22 protein-coding genes and 4 pseudogenes are annotated in these 21,036 nt (G+C 55.3%); 18 read left to right on the forward strand and 8 right to left on the reverse strand.

Annotated features, from left to right (window positions below):
* The 5 genes and pseudogenes from LU684_RS26850 to LU684_RS26870 form a co-directional block, all read left to right on the forward strand.
* A partial coding sequence (locus LU684_RS26850) for a redoxin domain-containing protein (RefSeq protein ID WP_232895224.1) occupies positions 1-384 on the forward strand: 384 nt, incomplete at its 5' end.
* Between the two features lie 11 nt (positions 385-395).
* Positions 396-935 (forward strand): DsbA family protein, encoded by a 540-nt coding sequence (locus tag LU684_RS26855; protein WP_070086726.1) that lies wholly within the window; start codon positions 396-398, stop codon positions 933-935.
* Positions 936-1,033: 98 nt separating this feature from the next.
* Positions 1,034-2,134 (forward strand): low temperature requirement protein A, encoded by a 1,101-nt coding sequence (locus tag LU684_RS26860; RefSeq protein WP_232895225.1) that lies wholly within the window; start codon positions 1,034-1,036, stop codon positions 2,132-2,134.
* Between the two features lie 228 nt (positions 2,135-2,362).
* Complete coding sequence (locus LU684_RS26865) at positions 2,363-2,665, forward strand: putative quinol monooxygenase (RefSeq protein WP_023047152.1); 303 nt, start codon at positions 2,363-2,365, stop codon at positions 2,663-2,665.
* Between the two features lie 194 nt (positions 2,666-2,859).
* Positions 2,860-3,047, forward strand: a pseudogene (locus LU684_RS26870) (monovalent cation:proton antiporter-2 (CPA2) family protein); the annotation flags it as partial.
* A gap of 38 nt (positions 3,048-3,085) precedes the next feature.
* Here LU684_RS26870 and LU684_RS26875 read toward each other — a convergent pair.
* Positions 3,086-4,069, reverse strand: a complete 984-nt coding sequence (locus tag LU684_RS26875) for an LLM class oxidoreductase (protein WP_019751022.1) — start codon at positions 4,067-4,069, stop codon at positions 3,086-3,088.
* Between the two features lie 952 nt (positions 4,070-5,021).
* On the opposite strand from LU684_RS26875, the gene LU684_RS26880 reads away from it, so the two are divergent.
* The 3 genes from LU684_RS26880 to LU684_RS26890 all read left to right on the forward strand — a co-directional run bounded on the left by LU684_RS26880 (position 5,022) and on the right by LU684_RS26890 (position 6,589).
* Entirely contained in the window at positions 5,022-5,243 is a 222-nt protein-coding gene (locus LU684_RS26880) for a hypothetical protein (protein ID WP_082422020.1), read from the forward strand.
* Between the two features lie 101 nt (positions 5,244-5,344).
* Positions 5,345-6,136, forward strand: coding sequence for a hypothetical protein (locus LU684_RS26885; RefSeq protein ID WP_232251888.1), 792 nt, complete (start codon positions 5,345-5,347; stop codon positions 6,134-6,136).
* A 108-nt stretch (positions 6,137-6,244) separates the two neighbouring features.
* Complete coding sequence (locus LU684_RS26890; protein WP_232895227.1) at positions 6,245-6,589, forward strand: hypothetical protein; 345 nt, start codon at positions 6,245-6,247, stop codon at positions 6,587-6,589.
* 167 nt (positions 6,590-6,756) lie between these two features.
* Here the strand turns inward: LU684_RS26890 and LU684_RS26895 are convergent, their stop codons facing one another.
* Both LU684_RS26895 and LU684_RS26900 read right to left on the reverse strand, forming a co-directional pair.
* Positions 6,757-7,332 carry an adenylate kinase gene (locus LU684_RS26895; RefSeq protein ID WP_060518389.1) on the reverse strand — a complete coding sequence of 192 codons (576 nt, stop codon included), beginning with the start codon at positions 7,330-7,332 and terminating at the stop codon, positions 6,757-6,759.
* Between the two features lie 134 nt (positions 7,333-7,466).
* Positions 7,467-8,023, reverse strand: a pseudogene (locus LU684_RS26900) (nucleotidyltransferase family protein).
* A gap of 222 nt (positions 8,024-8,245) precedes the next feature.
* On the opposite strand from LU684_RS26900, the gene LU684_RS26905 reads away from it, so the two are divergent.
* The 3 genes and pseudogenes from LU684_RS26905 (at position 8,246) to LU684_RS26915 (ending at position 11,063) form a co-directional block, all read left to right on the forward strand.
* Positions 8,246-8,746 carry a GNAT family N-acetyltransferase gene (locus tag LU684_RS26905; protein ID WP_232895228.1) on the forward strand — a complete coding sequence of 167 codons (501 nt, stop codon included), beginning with the start codon at positions 8,246-8,248 and terminating at the stop codon, positions 8,744-8,746.
* A 177-nt stretch (positions 8,747-8,923) separates the two neighbouring features.
* Positions 8,924-9,610, forward strand: a pseudogene (locus LU684_RS26910) (transposase); the annotation flags it as partial.
* 235 nt (positions 9,611-9,845) lie between these two features.
* A complete protein-coding gene (locus tag LU684_RS26915) occupies positions 9,846-11,063 on the forward strand; it encodes a GAF domain-containing sensor histidine kinase (RefSeq protein WP_232895229.1) in 1,218 nt (405 codons plus the stop codon).
* 152 nt (positions 11,064-11,215) lie between these two features.
* Here LU684_RS26915 and LU684_RS26920 read toward each other — a convergent pair whose 3' ends face one another.
* From LU684_RS26920 to LU684_RS26930, 3 genes are all read right to left on the reverse strand, one after another.
* On the reverse strand, positions 11,216-11,575 hold the full coding sequence (locus tag LU684_RS26920) for a cupin domain-containing protein (protein WP_023047148.1): 360 nt from the start codon (positions 11,573-11,575) through the stop codon (positions 11,216-11,218).
* Positions 11,572-12,165, reverse strand: coding sequence for a GNAT family N-acetyltransferase (locus LU684_RS26925; RefSeq protein ID WP_023047147.1), 594 nt, complete (start codon positions 12,163-12,165; stop codon positions 11,572-11,574). Before LU684_RS26925 ends, LU684_RS26920 begins: the two co-directional genes overlap by 4 nt.
* A gap of 481 nt (positions 12,166-12,646) precedes the next feature.
* Complete coding sequence (locus LU684_RS26930) at positions 12,647-14,236, reverse strand: NCS1 family nucleobase:cation symporter-1 (protein ID WP_371262310.1); 1,590 nt, start codon at positions 14,234-14,236, stop codon at positions 12,647-12,649.
* Between the two features lie 226 nt (positions 14,237-14,462).
* Between LU684_RS26930 and LU684_RS26935 the strand changes: the two genes are divergently transcribed.
* The 7 genes from LU684_RS26935 (at position 14,463) to LU684_RS26960 (ending at position 19,039) form a co-directional block, all read left to right on the forward strand.
* Entirely contained in the window at positions 14,463-15,497 is a 1,035-nt protein-coding gene (locus LU684_RS26935) for a L,D-transpeptidase (RefSeq protein WP_016485764.1), read from the forward strand.
* 84 nt (positions 15,498-15,581) lie between these two features.
* Entirely contained in the window at positions 15,582-16,298 is a 717-nt protein-coding gene (locus LU684_RS26940) for a murein L,D-transpeptidase catalytic domain family protein (RefSeq protein ID WP_016485765.1), read from the forward strand.
* Positions 16,299-16,436: 138 nt separating this feature from the next.
* The gene (locus LU684_RS26945) at positions 16,437-17,267 is read left to right on the forward strand and encodes a winged helix-turn-helix domain-containing protein (RefSeq protein ID WP_232895230.1); all 831 of its coding nucleotides are present in this window, start codon (positions 16,437-16,439) and stop codon (positions 17,265-17,267) included.
* Positions 17,234-17,725 (forward strand): hypothetical protein, encoded by a 492-nt coding sequence (locus tag LU684_RS26950; RefSeq protein WP_024717329.1) that lies wholly within the window; start codon positions 17,234-17,236, stop codon positions 17,723-17,725. The genes LU684_RS26945 and LU684_RS26950 overlap by 34 nt, the downstream gene beginning before the upstream one ends.
* Positions 17,726-17,954: 229 nt before the next feature.
* On the forward strand, positions 17,955-18,407 hold the full coding sequence (locus LU684_RS30860; protein ID WP_060518344.1) for a DUF1090 family protein: 453 nt from the start codon (positions 17,955-17,957) through the stop codon (positions 18,405-18,407).
* A gap of 39 nt (positions 18,408-18,446) precedes the next feature.
* Positions 18,447-18,641: a hypothetical protein gene (locus tag LU684_RS26955; protein ID WP_033731210.1), complete on the forward strand. Its 195-nt coding sequence runs from the start codon at positions 18,447-18,449 to the stop codon at positions 18,639-18,641.
* Between the two features lie 89 nt (positions 18,642-18,730).
* Complete coding sequence (locus LU684_RS26960) at positions 18,731-19,039, forward strand: DUF2388 domain-containing protein (protein ID WP_016485770.1); 309 nt, start codon at positions 18,731-18,733, stop codon at positions 19,037-19,039.
* A gap of 115 nt (positions 19,040-19,154) precedes the next feature.
* Here the strand turns inward: LU684_RS26960 and LU684_RS26965 are convergent.
* Together LU684_RS26965 and gcvA are read right to left on the reverse strand one after the other, a co-directional pair.
* Positions 19,155-19,858: pseudogene (locus LU684_RS26965) on the reverse strand (SDR family oxidoreductase).
* A 97-nt stretch (positions 19,859-19,955) separates the two neighbouring features.
* On the reverse strand, positions 19,956-20,849 hold the full coding sequence (gene gcvA, locus LU684_RS26970) for a transcriptional regulator GcvA (RefSeq protein WP_232895241.1): 894 nt from the start codon (positions 20,847-20,849) through the stop codon (positions 19,956-19,958).
* Positions 20,850-21,036: the final 187 nt, after the last annotated feature.

The raw sequence follows: 21,036 nt of genomic DNA on the forward strand, positions 1-21,036 counted from the left end.
TTCGATGGTCAAGTGGGTGTAGTGAGTAGTCATGCAGCACCTTACCTCGGGTGTTGCACTTGGTCACTGAGACCGCCATACGGTGCGGCGCTACTGGGTATCTCGGTTGACAGCGCCTGGTGTCATCAGGCCTTTGCCAAAGATCGGAATTTTCACTTCAGCCTGCTGGCCGATTTCGAGCCCAAAGGGGCTGTGGCACGACAGTATGGAGCGTACCAGTCCCAGCTCGGGGTTTGTAAGCGTGCGCTGTTCGTGATTGACAAGGACGGGGTGGTTGCTTGGAGCTACGTCTCCCCGATGGCAATCAACCCTGGTGCGGACGGTATTCTGGATGCGCTGGATGCTTTGGCGAATTCGCCACAAAGCACGCCAACCAAAAATTAACAGGTGATTAGATGGCCACTCTCAAAGTCCCGGTAAGTGCCAACGACCATCGCCAGGGAAGTGCGCATGCCAAGGTCACCTTGGTCGAATTTGGCGACTATGAATGTCCCTATTGCGGTGAAGCTTATTGGATGGTCAAGAATCTGCAACAGCATTTTCGCGATGACTTGCTGTTTGTGTTCCGTAACTTCCCTCTGACCACCGCTCACCCCCATGCATTGGGTGCAGCGGTCACCGCTGAGTATGCCGGGAGTCGAGGATTCTTCTGGGAGGCCCACGACGAATTGTACGAAAATCAGGATCGATTGGGCCTGCCGCTGTATCGCGCCATCGTTCTCAAACACGGCCTTTCCAGGGAGGAATTCGATCTTGCAATGCAAGAGGATACTTACATTCCCAAAATACAAGCCGATTTCAATGGCGGTGTACGCAGCGGCGTGAATGGCACCCCAGCGTTTTACATTGACGGGCTTCGCTATGACGGAGTTCCAGAGTTCATCGGGATGAGTCAGATGATTGAGCTTTTGTTAGTGCGTGGACGAAATCGCTAGAGAGCCAAATCGGCTTGGCATCACCCACATCGGAGCCGAGGAGAAACCAACGTTAGCTTCCTTTTACATTAAAGAGGTGGGCACGGAGCCGGCAACTAATGAAATCTTTGAAGTATTATGAAGAAAATCGACACGCCACATGGTTGGAGTTGTTTTTTGACCTGACTTTCGTTGTTACGATAGGCCAAGTTACGCACACTCTCGGACATGTTCATGATGGGCACTTTGAACATAAGCAATTATGGACATTCTTACTGCTTTTTGTGCCGCTGTGGTGGATCTGGTCCAGTCACACGATTTACTCCAACAGGTTCGATACAGACAGCAATCTTCACCGTTTGGCAACATTATTCATAATGCTCCTGCTCATTGTGCTATCGGCACGGATCGGGGAAGACTTGGAAGTGAACTACTCGCTCATTATTGCCTGCTATTTTGGTATACGTGCAATCATCAGTGTTATGTATATTTCATCCATTAGTAAACTCGATTCTCGCGGCGAACTTTCCTCAAGGCTTGGCTTCGCCCTATTAGTTAGCGCAGTTATTAGCCTTTCATCCGTTATTTTTGACCCGCCCTTGCGTTACCTTGTTGCTTATATTGGGATTGTTCTTGATATTCTGTTTCCTGTATTTTTCTGGACTAAACTAAAACCGTTGCCAGCACACACGGAGCACTTGGTTGAGCGCATAGGCCTACTCACCCTAATCTTATTGGGGGAGTCAATTATTAGCCTTTCCGGAGGCTTATCTAACATTCAATGGGGTTATTATAATGTGATGGCAGCCATCACCGGATTTATCATGATTTGCAGTATCTGGTGGATCTATTTTGATAGTTTTTACTTGCTGAACAAACATCAAAGCAGTATGAGTGGACACGCCTTAATCTACTCGCACCTTTTTCTTTTTATGGGGCTGGCACTTCTGGCAAATTTGATTAGGCATGCGATCCTGAACGACATTGCGATACGCGATTTCCAGATTATGTCGATCACCGGCATGGCCTTGTTTTTCCTAGGTAAGCAATATGGCTATTTCATAGCCGTGAGTAGAATAAGGAAATACATCCTACAAAACACGTTGATAGTGTTTTCTTTGGGCGGGTTAGTCGTGTTTTTACCCCGCGTCGAGTACATATTGGTCGGCCTGACAGCAACCATGATCTCTTATGTTTTTCTAAATTTCAGATATCGTTGAATCATCATTATCAGACCAGAGGGTGGGACCAAGTGAGCAAGTGGCTGACTTGCGGTTACATGCTGCCCACTACGTCGTTCTCACTGCTCGTGCGCTACTCGCCGCTACCCTTGGTCTATTTGGGTTTGTAATCCTGGTATCGTCGACCATAGTTAAGAGTCTCGGATGCCCCTCTTAGCTATCGCGATCTGATAGCGCCAGCCGCATCGTAACAACAGGAGCCACATCATGGTCAAAGTAGCGTTGTTCGTTCGCCTAGAAGCAAAACCCGGGAAAGAAAAGGATGTAGAGAGCTTTCTTTTGGGTGGCCTTCCGTTAGTGGAGGAGGAGCCAGCCACTACAGCCTGGTTTGGAATCCGCTTGGGGCCGTCCACCTTTGGCATCTTTGACGCATTCCCGGATGAAGCGGGCCGGCAGGCTCATCTTTCGGGCAAGGTCGCGGCGGCGCTTATGGCAAACGCTGCCGAGCTATTTGCCGAACCGCCATCAATCGAGAAGGTTGACGTCCTTGCGGCCAAGCTACCCGGCTAAGCAAACCCAATAGGAAGCTCCAGTCAGTACTGGGAGGCCCACGATGTATTTTGTGAAAATCAGGATAGCTTGGGCCTGCTGCTGTTCCGGGCGGTGATCAATCAAAACACTTGTATTGAAGATAAATGCCATGGCTAAAGTGCCGTGTCCAGGGTTCATGCCATGCTTGCGCGCTCGGTATAAGTGAAAGGATACGCGCGCAAATCGTGTCCAGGGACGGCGTGGAAGCCGCACAGAATCTGCAAGGCAACGTGCTCATCACGGGTTTAGGCTGGGTAGGGTAGATTGTTTGCCGGGCACCGGTCGCTCCGCTCATGGCGCGAAGATCTCCATCATTGATATAGAACCGGAGGTCATCCGCGCCGTGACACCTTATGGTTTCGTCAAGTGAGCATTCGTCGGCGTAGCAGTGACCGATGTTCAATGAGCTGCCTGACGCGGCTGCACTCCGAACTGCGCAACGATGTGCGTACCCAATTCCTCAATAACTTCCACCGCAGGGCGCTTGCCGTATTTGAGATTGAGAATGACGTGGTCCACGCCGATTTCCTCAAGCGACTCCAGCAAAAAACGTAGATGGTAACGTCCAAGTCTGAACCCCAAATGGATACGTGTGGGTGGCGTTGACGGATTCTCATCGAGATCGATGTACAGCGACTGAGTAAAGGGCTTATACACAGAACCACATTGTTTCGTGACCTCCAGTCGCCAATCTTCCACGACCAGCCGCTGCATGTTCGGAATGCGTGGATAGTTGATCCATCCGTTGCTCTCACGCGCGATCCAATCCAGTGACTGGCGACTGTTGCCGGTCACGAGCATTGGAATGAATTGGGTGGTCGGTTTCGGAATCAGGTCTGCGCCTTGCATTTCACCAGTGCTCCAGTGGATGGGCTCAAAACTGGTGCTGTGGGCGCGGCGAATCACTTCGTAGTGTTCTCGAAAGATCTCTCCACGCCTTTCTGGATCGACGCCAAACGCCGAAAACTCCACTGGCCGATCTCCCGAAGCAACCCCCAGAATCAAGCGACCAGTGCTCAACTGATCTACGCTGGCTGACGCCTTGGCCGTGTGCAGGGGATGGTGCAGCGGGATGGCGATGGAGGCGGTGCCAAGTGCAATCTCCGAGGTATGGGCGGCCATATAACCCAGGTAAACCCAGGGGTCGAAGACTTGGCCGACATCGCCGAAGCCAGGGTCGCGAAGCGGCACGTCGCGAAACCAGAGCGCGCAGAAGCCCAGCGCCTCGGCTTGTTTAGCCAGTGTGACCTGGTTGAGCATGCTCGGAGTGTCCCCGTCGAACGCCTCCATGGGAAAGAATAATCCAAGGCTCAAATGCCCCTGAGTGAAGGTTCGGCTGAACCCTCGATGCTTCTGGTAAGGAATCGTGCTCGGCCGATACATACGGATTGACCTCATGGCAGAACGTGAACAGCGCCCCCGTTTCCAGAGGTGCTGCGGCATCGGTCGCTTTTGAACGGCAGTGGGGGGGCTGGGTCTGGCTTTTACCCGTTGCGCCGTACTGCTGGTCGTGTGGACCGGACTCAGGGGGCAGTTGCTGGCGATAGGCGCGGGTTGGTCCGGGTGGGTGTTAAGCGGACGGTCAAAGGAAGTCAGATCTCTCGGCTCTATACCACCAGATGGGCAAGGCGTTCGAGGAATCATTCTATAAGCGTAGGCGGTTTCGCAGCTCTCCGCCATATTCTTACAATCGAGCCGCTGGTGGGCGAAAGTCGCGTATCGAAGGCAGTTATCGGTCGTTTCCTGCCATTCCAGAACGGCCGCTATTGGCCGGTAGCTGCCTTTCGCGGAGGGCAGCTATGGGTTGGAAGCAGACCCTCGCGGCTGACCGCTTTCGAGCCGAAGCGGACGTTAGGAACGAGAGCGATTTCTAGGGGCGACGATGCCTACCTAGCCGCCAAGTCTTCCTACCCGGTAGAGCTTCGACAGGCTATGGTGCTTGATCACTAGCCGGTAGGTCTCCGAGGCATACGTTTGTGAGATAGCGCGCGGTGATGCCTGAATCTATAATCGTCTGTAATTGATCTCAATGCCAAAAAGCTTCCTCTGACAATCTCGCTTCGCTGATGAATCGTGGGGTGTGTATCGCAGCGATCGCCGTTTGCGGCAAGCACTTTTGTACAGTTCTGCCGGTAGTGCCTCTACGGCCCGACGCGATCCGAACCCCTTACATTCTGTGACATCCGTACGTCCGTGGGGTCTAGTGGTAGAGGGGAGTGTGCAGCATCGCGTTAGGACTGTGGGGGCTATACCAGTGCCCCGTTGTGCTATGCGGTTGATCGTGATTTTAAGGCACCAAGGAGTGGATATGAGCATTGAGTTGAACGAAGAATAAATGCGACGTGCGTTGTTTGGGGGCGGCGTTTCGTCGGCTTCGGCCGTCACCCAGCCAGCCGGCACGAAGCAGAAAGCGTCGCAAATGAGTAAGCTGACCTCGAAAACCAGGGTGACGCTTAGTGTGAGCAATGTATTTGAGGGTGCCACCGAATCTGTCATTTTTGAAAGTGACAGTCTCAGTCGTCTAGCTGCTGAAATGGATGCCAAGAAGAAATTTTAGAAGAGGTATAAATATATTGATGTGGTTGCAGTTGAGCGGATCTAGTTTGACTCAATGCGTAAGCTAATTGTTTTTTTGTTTTTTGTGTTTGGAGCTTGTCAGTGACTGTTGCGCGTCGTTTAAATGAGAATGGAATAGTGATTTGGGGGCCGTTGCTTCTGATTGCTTTAGTGGCTCTATTGACTTATGAGTTTTATCCTCGACCAAGCGTAACGCCCGCATGGGTATGCTCCAAGGGAAAATGTGATGACAAAATCTTGCTTGTCCATGGTGAGATCGCTGGTATAGCCTCCATTTGGGTCCGATTCCGCCTAGGGCGGGAGTTGGACAAAGATCCAAGCATTCGAACGGTTTGCATTGCTTCCTCAGGAGGAAGTAGCTCCGAAGCAATGATCATTGCTGACAACATTTCCAAGCGTGGGCTGAATACATGCCTGGCCTCCAGATACAGGTTAGATGCTCAAGGACATAAGTTCGCTGCGGGTGAGTGCGAGTCTGCCTGCACTTGGATGGTTCTGGCCGGACGAGAGCGCATTCTCTACGACGGCGACCTTGTGATGGGTTTCCACGGGGCTCGAAAAAAGACCGGTGGTCGGGCTGATGACGAGGTCGAAATGTTCAATGAGAGGGTCGCCTCCTATACGCGTCATCGACCCCATCCCGATGACGAAGCCTGGCAGCTTGCTGGCCTGACCTGGTGGGCTTTCCATCAGGGATTCACGGAGGTAACTACCAAGTGCACTGCTAGCGAAGTCAACAGCAAATACCCATATTTCACTGACGTTCGTTCTGTGACGCATCTGCCTGCTGTCTCGTGTGGATTGCAGGGGCCGGACGAGGTGAAAAGGTTTTTTGATGAAGAGGTTAGAACTGCGGCAGTAGACCTTCACTAGCTAGATCGCGTGAAAGCTTTCGCATAACAGTAAAGGTTTGCTTACCTCTGCCGAACAGTGAAGGAGGAGGCTGAAGATCGGCCTCTGCTCCACTTGGAAGGCTCATGCATGAAGAAACTGTACGATCTGGTTCTCCTGGCTGCCCGCATCGCTGATGGTCTGGTGTCGCTAACGCGTAATTACTCCCTAGACAACCCGTGGGTCATTCAAGCATTTCAGAGATTGTTGGTGGTCTCTGGTATATTAATCGCTGCCCTATCTGCCTCGCTGTGGCACATGTCGGCGACCTTGCAGGAGGATGTCGTTCAGCTTCAGAATCTGGACCAGGCGCAGGTTCTCTCCACTACGATTGCAGCTGCTACGTTGAACACGCAGGCTGCACTTTGTGGGGTCGTCGTAGCTGTGTTGAATGGTTTGTACTTCTGGCTGGAGTCGCTGAAAGTAAAAGATTGAATACCAGCCGCTTGTAGAGCGGTCGTGCGTAGGCCCCCCTAGCGATGCTGGCTAGACTGCCTCGAAAGGCCTGTGAGGGCGTGCGCCCTTGTTGAGGGTGGGGGGGCTGCGAATGTTGTGATGACGGCGGAAGAATTAAGTTACTAGGTATTGGGTCTGCGAGGCGCCTAACATTGAGACGCTGACGTGACCGTTGGAGCGTAATGCCTTAGGTGCGACATCGCCTGGGTGACTTTCGATGCCATTTTTTCAGTGCTGATCGCCCCGTCAATTTGCAGGACTGGAGATGACTGCTCTGATAACCACCGCTCGTGCCAGACTCGGTTGCGTCCAGAGAAGTCTGGATTGTCATACTGCGAAGCCCATTCTTTGAATCCCGCATGTATTTCATGCATGTCTCCACCGGGTGCGATGCGATCTCCAAAGCGAGCCTTTTCACGAGCTGCCAGACGTTCAAGGCGGATCGGAGTCGGCGTCACCACGAACACGATTGGGTCGACGTGCGCCAGTAGAGCATTACCCCAGACCATGCAGGAACCGGTCAGTATCCAATCATCCTGACCGAGTGCTTGCTGGAGCAATGGCACCCGCTCGCTGACAGGCCGCTTGGTTGTGAACGGAGGGTTTGTGGGCATCCAGAAATAGTCATCTACATCCGCATGACAGAGCCCGAGACGCGAGGCAAGACTTTGCCCCAGAGTGATCACACCCGCACATGATGCGCCTGTAATGTAGATCTGCATTTGTTCCTCCATGATGCCAGCTGATCTCAGAGGCAGGAAAATACCTCTTTTCTCGTTGATCTCACATTCGGGCGCGATTGCAATGGCCAAATTTAGACTTTTGGCATCGGCGGCTTTGGATCGATAGCTTAAGCTCATTGAATCACTTGCAGCCATGGCCACCGCGCCTGGTAGCTAGCCGCCTTCTCTCTGAACAAGTCTGGCCGTGGATTCAGTTCGTTCATCCTGAGCGTATTGTTCTCAAGCTCGTTAAGACCATGAGTGCTGTAAAGCTTACCTGTGCAGGCGTCTATGCCTAGACAAGTCGACCGAATCAGATATCGGTCGATACCATCGGTGACCTTCAACGGTGAATAGGCGCCGCCGAATTTCTTTTCGTACCACAGATGACACGGGCCTGATTGCGTATCTCGACATTGACGCCTAGATGGGAGGACGCCTGCTGAACCCGGGCTATGACTCTGTCTTCCGCCTCCCATGACAAGTCTGCGTCGAAGTAGGCGATGTCATAGTCCTTGATGCCCCACTCAGCGGGCTCTCCCGAGCGGTGATTCCAAAACGTCTGGAACAAAGCCCCTGCGACCAGCATGGAATGAGGGATACCGAGTGTTGGCAGGATCTCCAGTAACGCCCGGTTTATTGGGTTCTGATGGATGATCTCTAGTAACTGCTCATCGGTAAGTAAGTGCATGAGTGCCGTCCTTGGTAGCGTCGCAGATGGCTGAGCTTAGCTTGCGACATGGAGACCCGTGAAGATCCAGAAAAGCTCGATAGCACTGTCCAACAAGTGCAGCATCAGGTCTGATACGGTTTGAAGGAACGGCTGCTCACGAGACGAACATGCAGGGTGGCCGAAGTCGAGCTGTTGCTGGAATTCTTGTCTCACCACGAGGAGGAGCGAAGGGGGCCCGTAATGGATCGTTCTTACACTACTTATTACTTGGAGATGACTTCGGCTTCAGAACTGAAGGCGAAGCCCCAGCGACATGATCTACAGATTATCGAGTGTGATGTGCCTCAGGCGGAATTCAATAAATTTCTCTACCAGCTAGTAGGCGCGCCTTGGGAATGGGGCGATCTTGATACCTGGGGTGATTCCGATTGGCAGGCGCTCGTTGAGCAGGACTGCCATCGGACGTGGGTTGCCTATCACCGAGGTGCAATAGCCGGCTATTACGAGCTTTATCGTCCCGATGGCCGTAACAGTGAGATCCGATATTTTGGGCTAGCTCCACAGTTCCTAGGGTGCGGGTTCGGCGGAGCGCTGTTAAGCCACGCCATTCTATCTGCGTGGGAATGGCATGGTACAGAACGGGTATGGGTACACACATGCATATTTGACCATCCTGCTGCGCTTCAAAACTATCAAGCACGGGGATTGCGCATCTACAAGCAGGTTGAGGAAGTAAGCTGATGAGCACCGGGCGAATACTATGACCGGGCTGGCAGCTGTGGGTTGATGGTGCAAGTTATGAACGACAGCTACGGGTCGATAGCTGCCGTCCGCGTGTGGCAGCTTACGACCCCGGCTGTGTGAAAACGCCTGCAATTGTCCAACCTTTTGATCGTCGAGATCGTGGCGGGGACGATCATGAAGCGATTCACTGAAGGTGAGTCTCGGACACAAGTTACGTTGCTGCCGGAGTGCCTGGACGACTACATCACCAAAAAACACCCAGTTCGGGTAGTCGACGTTTTTGTCGATGAACTCGACCTTGGAGCACTCGGGTTCGAGGGTGTCGATCCTGCGGCAACCGGTCGTCCGGCCTACCATCCAGCAGTCCTGCTGAAAATCTGCATCTATGGCTACCTCAACCGGATTCAGTCCAGCCGCCGGCTTGAGCGCGAAGCAGAGCGCAATGTCGAGCTGATGTGGTTAACGGGCCGGTTGGTTCCTGAATCCAAAACGATTACCGGCTTTCGCCGAGACAACGGCAAAGCCATTCGCAGCGTCTGCCGGCAATTCGTAGTGCTTTGCCGCAACCTCAATCTGTTATCCCAGTCGATCATTGCCATCGACGGCAGCAAATTCAAAGCCGTAAATAACCGCGACCGCAACTTTACCCAGGGCAAGATCAAGGCGCGCATGCAGCAGATCGAGCAGAGCATTGACCGCGCTCTTGCGGCGATGGGTTCGGCGGATCGGGCAGCGCTCGAGGTCGCCGGGGCAAAGGCTGAACGGCTGAGCGAAAAAATAGAAAAACTGAAACAGCAGATGACGAAGCTCAAGGACATTGAAGCCGAGGCTATTACAGTCGAAGCCGTGCAGATCCGATTGGAGCACAACCCAGGAAAGATGAAGGTTCGCCGGCAGACGGTGGAGCATCCCTTCGGAACGCTCAAATCACCTGACTTGACCAACGCCTTCCCCATAACTGGAACTGCCCGTCAGCCACCTGTATTGATCGAAACCACATGCCCGATTGACGGCCGCATACCCTGCACGGGTTCGTTGTCAAACGCTGGAGCATACGCTTTAATGCCAATTTACCATTCAAACAATCGGCGACTTGATGCCTTATCCGTCTGACCTTTCACATGACATCAGTACGATTGCCAAGGTCGAGGCCGTCCCGCTTATTCTCAATATGGTGAAGCATGTCACCGGCATGCGCTTTGCGGCAATTGCGCGTGTCACCGAGACGAGATGGGTGGCTTGCGCCGTCGATGATTCTATTGATTTTGGGCTCATGCCGGGCGGCGAGTTGGTGCTGGAAACGACGATTTGCCACGAAATTCGTCAGCACCACAAACCCGTTATATTCAAGCATGCCAGTGAGCACCCGGTGTATTCAACCCACCACACCCCTAGGACATACGGCTTAGAAAGCTATGTCTCCATACCTATCATCAGGACAAACGGGGATTTTTTCGGAACGCTCTGTGCTATTGATGAGGTTCCAGCATGTTTTGATGAAGATGCGGTGTGCAAAACACTAACGCTTTTCGCCCAGTTGATAGCTGTTCAACTCGACGTTTTGGCGGACCTTGAGGCCAAAACGATTGAACTGGCCAATGCAGCCGAGACCGGCATTGTCCGTGAGCAGTTCATTGCCGTACTGGGGCATGACCTCCGTTCGCCACTGAGCGCTATCAGAATGAGCGCTGATCTACTGGAGGCCAAGCTTCCCGCCGGTCGCGAGCAGCAGCTTGCCATTGCAATACGACAAAGCTCGCAGCGGATGAATCACTTGATTGAGGATGTCCTGGATTTTTCTCGAGCAAAGTTGGGGGGAGGCATTCCGGTCAAACGGACTTTAGTGGATAACCTGGGTGACGTTTTTACTGCCGTCATCAATGAAATCATGACGAGTCATCCCAACGTCACAATCCGTCAAGAGGTGGTCATTTCACCTGGGGTGTTCTGTGATGCTGGGAGAATGGGGCAATTGCTTTCAAACCTGTTGGGCAATGCCGTTGCTCATGGGGCGCGTGATCGTCCGATAGACGTGAGCGCAAGCATGCAAGAAAATCATATAGTGCTGTCAGTGATGAACCATGGCCCAGAAATCCCCGACGTTTTGTTACCGCTACTGTTCCAGCCGTTCAAAAGGGCGGCAGGGGGGCGCGGGGAGGGGCTGGGGCTCGGTTTGTATATCGCATCTCAGATCGTAGCGGGTCACAACGGGACGCTATCGGTAACCTCTACGCCTGAGGACGGCACGCGCTTCATAGCGAGGTTCCCTGGCACCTTGGAGTGGACGGAAGAGGGCTATGTAAGTCTCGGTTGATAGGTTGCTTCGCCGAACGCCTGGTTGTATGCGCGACAGCGCAGCCATGAGGTAGAGGGCTGCTGTGGCCTGCCGAAGAACATTCGAGCGCGGCCAGCAGGCAAGCATGCAAAGCGGCCTTGCGCTGCGCTCGATGAACCGCCACCCCATGCCTAGTTCGCGGGCAAGAGGATCACAAAGTTCTTTTTCATGTCTTCCAGTACGGTCCATTTGCCCTTGGCACCCGGTTCGATAATGAACGTGTCGCCAGCGGCCAGTGTGATGGGGGCGCAACCCTCAAGTTCGATGACGCAGCATCCACTCAGGACATGGCAGAACTCCCAAACTTTGTAGTCGATGCGCCACGCGCCGGTGCTGGCTTCCCATTCTCCGGAAATGCGACCTTGTTGTTCATCGTGGTAATACTTGGACGTCAGCGTATGAGGCGTGCCTTCCACGACCGCTTCGAAAAAGGGAAGGTCGCGCACCGGTTGGATATCCAGTTCGCGGAATACGGTCAGCTTCTTGTTCATGGTTTTTTCTCGAGCACGTTGTGGGTAGGGCGATACATCAAATAGGCTTCACCGGTTACGTTCAGCATCGGGTGCGGAACGATCTGGCAGGTTTTAACAATTTGAAAACCGTGACGTTCGTAGAAGCGGCGTGCACCGTGGTTTTCGGCATAATCAATCAGGCATAGCCCATCAAGGCCAGCGTCCTCAGCGCGTTGCTGAGCGTGGCGAAGAAACTGGACGCCCAGCCCTTGGCTGCGCCAGGCTTCATCCAGGGCCAAGCTGGATATGTATAAGGTGTCGGGTATCTCCATGTCGGAATACGGCGCGAGGACCGGGTCGGTCTCGACAGGCCTGTCAGGGGTCTCGCGCAAGGCATAGCTATGCATCATGCCGATGACGCGCCCTTCGAAAATGGCCATCAGGCAGTTCTTGTAGGAAAAGTCGCCCTGTTCCCTGGCATAGCGAGACGTGCCGACACTCAGCAATGCTTCTCCAGGTGTTGCAAGCTTGCTCCATATGTAATCGGCCATGCCCTCCGATGTCAGTTGAAAGAAGCGCGCAATATCTTGCGCATCCGAGGCATGAGCGGGTCTGAAGTCGATAAGCATGTGCGGTGCTCCCATGGGATCGGGTACTTGATTTTCAAGGATTACCCCTTTGGCCAGGTGGCAGGTTAGGTGGATTCAACGGTACCCATCATGCTCTGGGCGAACACCGTCAGCACGGCATGCGACGCTGCTTCAGCTCGGTAAAGTGAAACCCTGCGCACTGGCGCTGGGATTGGGAGATCTGCGCGGGTGAGCCGTTCACGCGGCTCGATGAGGCGTTGCAAGCCTGCGCCAATCGGCTGGGCGACGCTTGCTGGTTACTGTCAGCCGTGCCGCCAGGTCGCTGGCCGGCCTGGCTGATGAGCCCGTCATCCAGGCCCTGCGCCGACAGGCGATCAAGGCCCGTGAACGGCCGACCCGCAACACAGGATACCCATGAGAAGGGGCGGCATGCCGCTGGCCTTGGTTTCAGGACTATTCAGCGGAGCTGAGGGCTGGTCCATCGTGACCGGCGAAATGCGCCGATTCAAAAATGCGCCGGTCAGTGCTGCGCGCTCTCTACCGCAATGCTTTCGCCGCAAACTTCCAGGTGCTTGATGCTGCGATTGGCGATGGCGTAGTGGATCAACGCGCCCAGGCCTGCACCGAAGAACCAGGAGAACTGCGACAGCGTCTCGAACGCCGGCACAAGCGCCAGCACGATGGCGATCAGCGAAGCCGGGATAAAGGCGGCCACGGCGCGCAGGTTGACCCCGCCGCTGTAGTGATAGGCGGCTTCTGTGCTTTCGCTATACAACTGCGGCAGGTTCACCCGGCTGCGACGTACCAGGTAATAGTCGGTGACGATGATGCCGTACAGTGGGCCGAGCAGGGCGCCCAGGCCGCCGAGGAAATACACGATCACGGATGGGCTGTTGTACAGGTGCCAGGGCAGGATCACTACCGCGATTGCGGCACTGAGCAAGCCAGCGCGGCGGAAGTTCAGCAGGTTCGGCGCCAGGTTGGCGAGCACGTAGGCCGGCGCGACGAAGTTGGCCATGATGTTCACTGCCACGGTGACGATCAGGAAGGCCAGGCAGGCCAGCACCAGGCCGGCAGTGTTCGGGATGGCGGCGACAATGTCGGTCGGGCCCTGCACCAGCTTGCCGTCAATGCTGAACTGCGCACCGGCCAGCACCACGGCGATCAGCGCGAAGCCGAGCATGTTCACCGGCAGGCCCCAGAAGTTGCCCACGCTGATGGTGCGCCGATCCGGGCAGTTACGGGTAAAGTCGCAGAAGTTGAGAATCATGGTGCCATACAGCGAAACCCACAACGCAGCGGCGCCGAGCACCTTCAGCCACTGGCTGGAGCCGGTTGGCGCGTTGCCGCTGGACCAGGCTATCGACAAGCCACTGCGCCAGTACATCCACCCCGCCAGGCAGGCGAACGCGACCAGAATGATCGGCCCGGTGATCGACTCGAAGCGGCGCACCATCTCCATGCCGTAGGCGAAGATCGCCACCTGCACACACCAGATACCAAGGAAGGTGAGCCAGCCCAGGGTCGACAGGCCGAGGATCGAATTCTGGTCGTAGGCCTTGAGGTCCGGAGCGATGGCGGTCAGCAGCACGCGCAGCACGACCGAGGCGAGGTAGGTCTGGATGCCGAACCAGGCGATGGCGATCACCGCACGGATCAGTGCCGGAATCTGCGCCCCATGAATGCCGAAGCTGATCCGGCACAACACGGGGTAGGGCAGGCCGGTCTTCTGGCCCATGTAGCCGGACAGGTTCATCAGGCCGTAGATCACCATCGCGCCGAGCGCGAAGGCGGCGAGGATCTGAGCGCCGCTCATGCCCAAGGCAAAGAGGCCGATGGCGAAGGAATAGTTGGCGATGTTATGCACATCGTTGGTCCACAGCGCAAACAGGCTGTAGCGCCCCCAAGTGCGATTTGCCGCGCGTGTCGGGGCAAGGTCGGCACTGTACAGGCGCGGGCTCAACGCCAGCTGACTGGGCCCAGCCGTATCGGCCGGGAGAGCATCGAGCTGGTCAACATCGGAACGTGAAATCGACGCCATCGGAACTCCATGATGGTTGTGTACTTTTATTTTTGGTCTTGTATACAAACAAGATTCGTACCAACCCATGCGTTCGGTGGCTCCCACTGCTTTATAGCCTTCATCCGGCATAGTCAGCAGGTGATCCAAGGCTGTAATTGGGAATTTTGTGCACATTTTTTGGGTAAGGTTGTTACCACTCGCACCACGGCTGGCCGTGCGCCGGGCCGGCAGCTTTTACCCGGTGTATTGAGCGGGTGGCTTTGCGGATGATGTTCCGACTAAGCTGGGGGCAGGGATATATGGGGGCTATTGGATGTTGCGTGTACCGCTTGGGCTGAGTCTGTTGCTCGCCGCCGCCATGGTCGAAGCGGCTCCCTTTCAGGTGCCCACGCCGGCCGCACTCAGGAGCCAGCTTGAAAGCCTCAAGCCTGGCCAGTTTCTCTGGTACCCGCAGGTCTCGCCGGTGGGGCCGGTGACCGTTGTGGTCAGCCTTACCGAGCAACGTGCCTACGTCTATCGCAATGGCATCGCCATTGGCGTCAGCACCGTCAGCAGCGGCAAGGCCGGCCGGGAAACCCCCACCGGGGTATTCAGCATTTTGCAGAAGAAGGTCGAGCACAAGTCCAGCCTCTACAACAGCGCACCGATGCCCTATATGGAGCGCCTGACGTGGGATGGCATCGCCCTGCACGCTGGCCATCTACCGGGGTACCCTGCCTCGCATGGGTGTGTTCGACTGCCGATGGATTTTGCAAAGAAGCTGTATGAAGTCACCGGTTTCAGCTCAACCACAGTCATCGTTTCCGATACCAACAGTGCCCCGGTGGAGGTTTACCACCCCGGCGTGCTGGCGCCGACGGTCAGTGATGGCAAGGCCCAGGGCCCGCTGGTGCTGAGCAACCAGCAATTCTGGGACGACCCAGACCCGACGGCAGGGCCACTGTCGATCCTGATCAGCCGCGCCGATATGCGCGCCTACGTGTATCGCGGTGGGCAACTGATCGGTTCGGCACCTGCGCTTTCGCTTGAAAGCCGTCAGCATCGTAGCGGCATGGCGGTGTATTCCCTGCTGCAAAAGCCATCCACCCTTGCCCTCGATGACGGGCTGCCCCTGCGTTGGTCAGTGGTGGGCCTGAGCAACCCGGAGTACGGGAATACGCCCTATGAACAACTGGGGCAATTGAACATCAACCCGGCGTTCCGCCGCCATTTACGTGCGGCGATGGACGTTGGCACGATGCTGGTGATTACGGACTGGGCATCGACCCGGGATACCCGCAGCGACGGAAAATTCACGGTGATCAGCACCGAAGGCAGTGAAGCATCCAAACCATTGGTCAAGAAGTGATCGGCATTGCTGAGATAATCAAGCAAAGTAGCCAATTTTGGCTGCAATCAAGGCAAGAAAAGCCAGTTTTTCACAGGGTATTCCATGTCGATTTTCCAATTATTGCGGGGAGCCTTACGGCTTTCGGTGGCCGGTATTGGCCTGTGTTTTCTCAGCACCGGGCATGCCGCCGATGCGCAACCCCTGCCGAGTGCGGCCGAGCTGCAGCAGTTGGCGCCAAACGCCAGTCTCTCGACCTTGGCACTGGCACTTAGCGCCTATACCTGCGCGAGTCATAGCAACGCGGACAAGCTGCTGACGGTGATCGATTATTCCAAAGCCTCGCGTGACAAACGCCTGTGGGTGTTCGACCTGCGCGCCAGGAAACTATTGTTTGAGGAGTGGGTGGCCCATGGCAAGAACAGCGGCGCGGATGTGCCGACCACGTTCTCCAATGCGCCTAACAGCTTCCAGTCCTCCATCGGCCTGTATGAGACCGGGCAGACCTACAGTGGCAAGCACGGCCGCTCGCTGCGCCTGCAGGGGCTGGAACCGGGGTTCAACGACAACAGCATGTCGCGGGCGATCGTTATGCATGCTGCTGCGTATGCCGACCCCAAGGTAGTACCGGGTCTCGGGCGCCTGGGGCGCAGCCAGGGCTGCCCGGCCGTTCGTCCAGCAATTGCCGGCAAGCTGATCGAGACGCTGCAACGCGGCAGTTACGTATTTGCCTATTATCCTCAGCAAGACTGGCTGAAGAAATCGCGCTTTCTTAACGCCCAGAGCTGTGCGCTGCCCAATCAATCGGTCGCCAGCAAGTAAGCCTTCGCTCCCTTGGGGCAGGTCAGGCCCCGCAAAATGATAGTATGCGTGACGCAGCGGCACTGTGCTGAAGCAGCAGTTGGCTAGCCGGAAGGTTGTCATCGTGCTGGCGCAAGTCATTGGCAGTGGAGGGGATTGATGGAGGTTTGTTACGACGCTGAACGGATGACACTGAGTCGTGCTAACTTATCGACAACGTTAGGCAGTAACGAAAGCGATCTGTTGCTTGCCCTGATAGCAGGCATTACTGATAAAGAGGCGATAATCTCTCAAGTATGGGGTGCTCGGGGCTTGGTTGTCTCTGACAGTAGTTATTATAAAACAGTGCATGCGCTTCGTTCGAAGCTGGTTGATGTTGGTGTGCCTCGAGACAGTTTGAAAACATTGCCTAAGCGAGGTTTGATACTGCTGTGTGAAATCACCATGGTTTCCGCGGACGTTGCAGTTGAACGTGACATGCCATTGCACCTCGAGCAAGACAGGCCTCGGGCATCATCGGGCGCCAATGAGCAACCCGTCGGCAATGACAGCAAACAGAGCGGCTCGAGTGAGACTGTAGCTGGCAAGGCGGAGCTCGCTGAAGAAAGGCAAAACGCTGTCATGGCCCCCCTTCCATTGCGTGACGGATGGATAAGAAGAAATAGCCACTTGTTTCTACCGGCTCTCGCTTTTCTAGGCGCGTCGCTCCCCGTTATTTATGCCTACCTGATGTTTCACAAGCCGCCGGACCTGGAAGCGTGGAAACGTGTCTGGGAGAGTGATGGGGCAACGCTGTACGTCGAACAGAGTGAAAATATGTCTAAGGATGATGTATTGGCGGCGATGGCCGGGTTCGAGCCGGCGTTGGTCTTGAAAGACAGCAACTATTATGTGCGCAAGCCTCTCAGTCAGTTGCTGGTAAGTTGTGTAAAGCCAGAAAGCCACGGGGAGGCATTGTGCGTAAATTATCTTCGCGTTGGAAAAAAGTGATTGGGTTTACGTCACTTCTCTCGGTTTTTATTTTTGCGGGCTTGATAAGCAATTACCTGATATCGGTCTACCGAGATAGTCCTCGGGCCCCGTGCAGCGCCTCCATTGACTTTGTTCATGTGGAGGAGGGAGAGGGGCTTTGGCGCGGCGTCGGAGATATGACGATCGACCCCAATGAGGGTGCGATCTATGCCTATTATCATGTGATAAGCCCGCGCGGTGTAAAATATGTGTATGACAGACGCTTCGAGTTGTCGCTGACGCACCTGGACACCTCGCGATATCTCTTCAAGACACGTTCTATTTCAACATTCGATGGCGATACGGCGGGAAGTCATATTCCATTCATGGCCCGTGGTTTTCAGGGCGGCATCATGACCTTCAATGCTTTCTCGGATTTTGAGTACTATTTCAATGTGAATAACCTGGTGGTAGGGGTGTGCCACGTGCCGCGTTAGTGAATATTGCGCTGTTTGAGTAGGCGCTCGTCCGCTGCCCGGGGGATGCGGTTATCAGGGCAGGGTAGGCGGTGTACACGCGTTTGGTAAGAAAAAGTAAGGGTCAGGCGCCTGTTGAGGTGGTTAAGTAAGGCCAAGTAAGGTCGACGTAAAGCCGGTCGCGTCATCGCGAGGTACTGTGCTGCCCAGGTTGAGCATGGTGCTCGATGGTTTTACAAGGCTTTCAGGTATGCAGGGTCGACGTGTTGTGGGTAAGCAGTTAGCAGGGTATCCGTACAGGAAGCACGCGCTCGGTATTCGTAGCGTGGGGGCAGCGCCTTTTTTACTGGTTGTATTCGCTGTGTTTGCAGTGTGTGACCTGTCTTTGGCAGGAGATGTTAAGCGCTGTGAACAGCGCAGAGACGAGATTGCTCACGAAAGGGATCAGGCAATACGGTATGGGAATATATACCAGCAGAGAGGATTGGAAGCTGCGTTGTCTCGGGTTCAGCGGTATTGCCGTGATGATGAACCGAGCGAACCAGGCGAACAAGTGTCTCGCGCACTGAAAGACGTTCACCGGAGGGAGGACCAGCTGGAAGCTGCGATAGCGTCCGGGTCTTCCAGAATGGTTGAAAGATACAAGGGGAAACTGGAGCAAGCGCAGGAGCGGCTGCGCAGGGTTTCAGGGGAAGAAAGGTAGTTACATTGTTATATTGATCGGTGGTCAACGGGGCGTTTAATGAAGTCATTGATGTGTATGTGTCCGCTTTTATTTTCCTTTCTGGTTTCCGGTTGTACCGCGAGTGATTGGGTTGAAGTGGCGGGCGGTGTCATGCAGGGGCGTGACGATTATAATAAAGCCCAGCGCACTGCGCGCTTGAAGCGCGCGAATAAGGCGGCGATGCGGATGAAGCGGAGCCATTTTGTTGAGTGATGCCAGTAAAGGGCTCGCTGACGGGTCTGCTGAAGTGATGGTATAACGGCTTTAACGCTGCTTCGGGTGTTCTTTATTCAGGTTTATTAATGCGCTTTATATTTTCCTTGTCCACTTATTGTTTTTTGGTTTTTTCCAGCCCTGCGATGGCGATGAATGATTTCTGGGCCGAAACCCTCATCTCCAGCACGAGCACTGCAACCACCTACTTGACCTCGCGGGATAAAAAGCTGATAGCCGCAACGCGAGATGATGCCAGCAGCTATGTTGCGAGCGATGGCAACATCAAGGGGGTCTACCTTGAAGCTGCGATGGATAAATTTCGGCACTCCCATCCAGACATAGCTATCAGTGACATGGCCTTGGCTCAATTCATATTGGCTTACGAGAACTATTAACCTTGAAGGTCAAACGGCCACGACTGGCTGGCTTGCGGGGGAGCGCGTCGAGCACGCGAGCACCCCTGTTGCAGAAACCGAAGGCCGCAGCAGCGCAGACTGCGGCCATACCCAATCACACGCTGCGGGTCAGGCCGCCGTCAACCTTGATGTTTTGCCCGGTGATGTAGGCAGCGCCTTCGCTGGCGAGAAACGCGATGGTGGCTGCGATTTCCTCGCGGGTGCCATAGCGTTTGAGCGGCACGCTGTCGCGGCGTTGTTCGGTGGCCGGCAGGCTGTCGATCCAGCCGGGGAGAACGTTGTTGATGCGCACGTTATCCCCGGCAAAATTGTCGGCGAAGATCTTGGTGAAGGCGGCCAGGCCCGAGCGGAAAACAGCAGAGGTCGGGAACAACTCACTCGGCTCGAACGCCCACGCCGTGGAAATGTTGATGATCACCCCCCCTTTCTGGCGTTGCATGTAAGGCGTTACCAGGCGCGTAGGGCGGATGACATTGAGCAGGTAGGTGTCCATGCCCTTGTGCCAGTCCTCGTCGCTGATCTCCAGGATCGGCGCGCGCGGGCCATGGCAGCGCTATTGACCAGCACGTCGATGCGGCCCCACTTTTCTACCACGGCATCTACCAGGCGTTTCAGGTCTTCAACCGACTGGTTGCTGCCGGTTACGCCAATGCCGCCAAGTTCGGCAGCCAGTGCTTCGCCCTTGCCCGAAGAGGAAAGGATGCCCACCTTGAAGCCGTCAGCGGCCAGGCGTCGTGCTGCTGCCGCGCCCATGCCGCTGCCACCGGCTGTGATAATCGCAACTTTTTCTACTGACATGCTGCCTCCAACGTGAACGGCTGATTGCTTAGGTGCAATCACCTTAGCAGTAGCCCCAGCGGGGAGGGAGGCAGCCAAACTTTACCGTGGCAGTAGATTAACTATTGTCAGCCTGTTGCTTGAGCCAGCGCCGCACAACGCCTAGCGATTCAGGCTGCTGCAGCTTGCGTGGCCACACCAGATAGAACGACTTGTCGAGCCCTAGCTGCTGAGCGAAGACCTGGACCAGCCTGCCCGCAACGATTTCATCGCTGACGAACGCCAGGCTGGCCAACGCAATGCCCTGACCACTGATGGCCGCATCAATAGCCAACGAGGTCTGATTGAACCGCAGGTTCTTGGCCGTCGGTTGCGCGTGTTGCGGGAACACTGCGGCCAGGTATTGAGGCCAGAAATCATGGGCATCGTGAAGCATGATGAAATCTTGAAGCTGCGCAAAGCTGGCGGGCACACGGGTGCCCTCAAAAAGCGTTGGGCTGGCCACGGCGACAATGCGCTGATCCATCAGCAGTTCGCTGTTCAAGCCCGCGCCGATTTCAGGCTTGCCGTAGCGCACTGCGATATCCACGCCATCGGTGCTGAAGTGCGACAGCCGGTCCGTGGCCAGCACACGCAGATCGATATCCGGGTGTTTTTGCGCAAAGTTGCCCAGCCTGGGGATAAGCCACTTTGAGGCAAACGTCGGGGTAACGCTGACGGTCAAGTGAGCCGCCTGTGGCCGGAGCAGCCGGGTTGCTTCATCAATCATTGCCAAGGCGCTGCGGATGCTGGCGCTGTAGCCCAGGCCCGCATCGGTCAGCGCCAGGCCCCGCGGGAGGCGCTCGAACAAACGAAGCTTCAGGTGCGCTTCCAGCCCACGTATCTGTTGAGCAACTGCCGCCTGGGTCACACCCAGTTCCTCGGCAGCCAGGCGGAAGCTCAGGTGGCGGGCAACCACTTCAAACACGCGTAGCGCGTTAAGCGGGGGCAGTTCAGGGAAACCGTTTGGCATGACGATGGCAATGGCCGGGCTGGGAAGATTCACCGCGCAGGCTACTCCCTGAGCACCGTTAAAGAAACCCGGCCCACCTTTATCAACCCAGATCCCTGGGCCGCAGGGCATCGGTTCGCTGCTGCGCATTTCCATCGTCCGGCTTGACTCGTGAAAAATTTCCTGTATTTTTTCATGAAAAATAACT

The sequence above is a fragment of the Pseudomonas sp. NMI542_15 genome (assembly GCF_021283425.1).
GTDB classification, from domain to species: domain Bacteria; phylum Pseudomonadota; class Gammaproteobacteria; order Pseudomonadales; family Pseudomonadaceae; genus Aquipseudomonas; species Aquipseudomonas fortuita.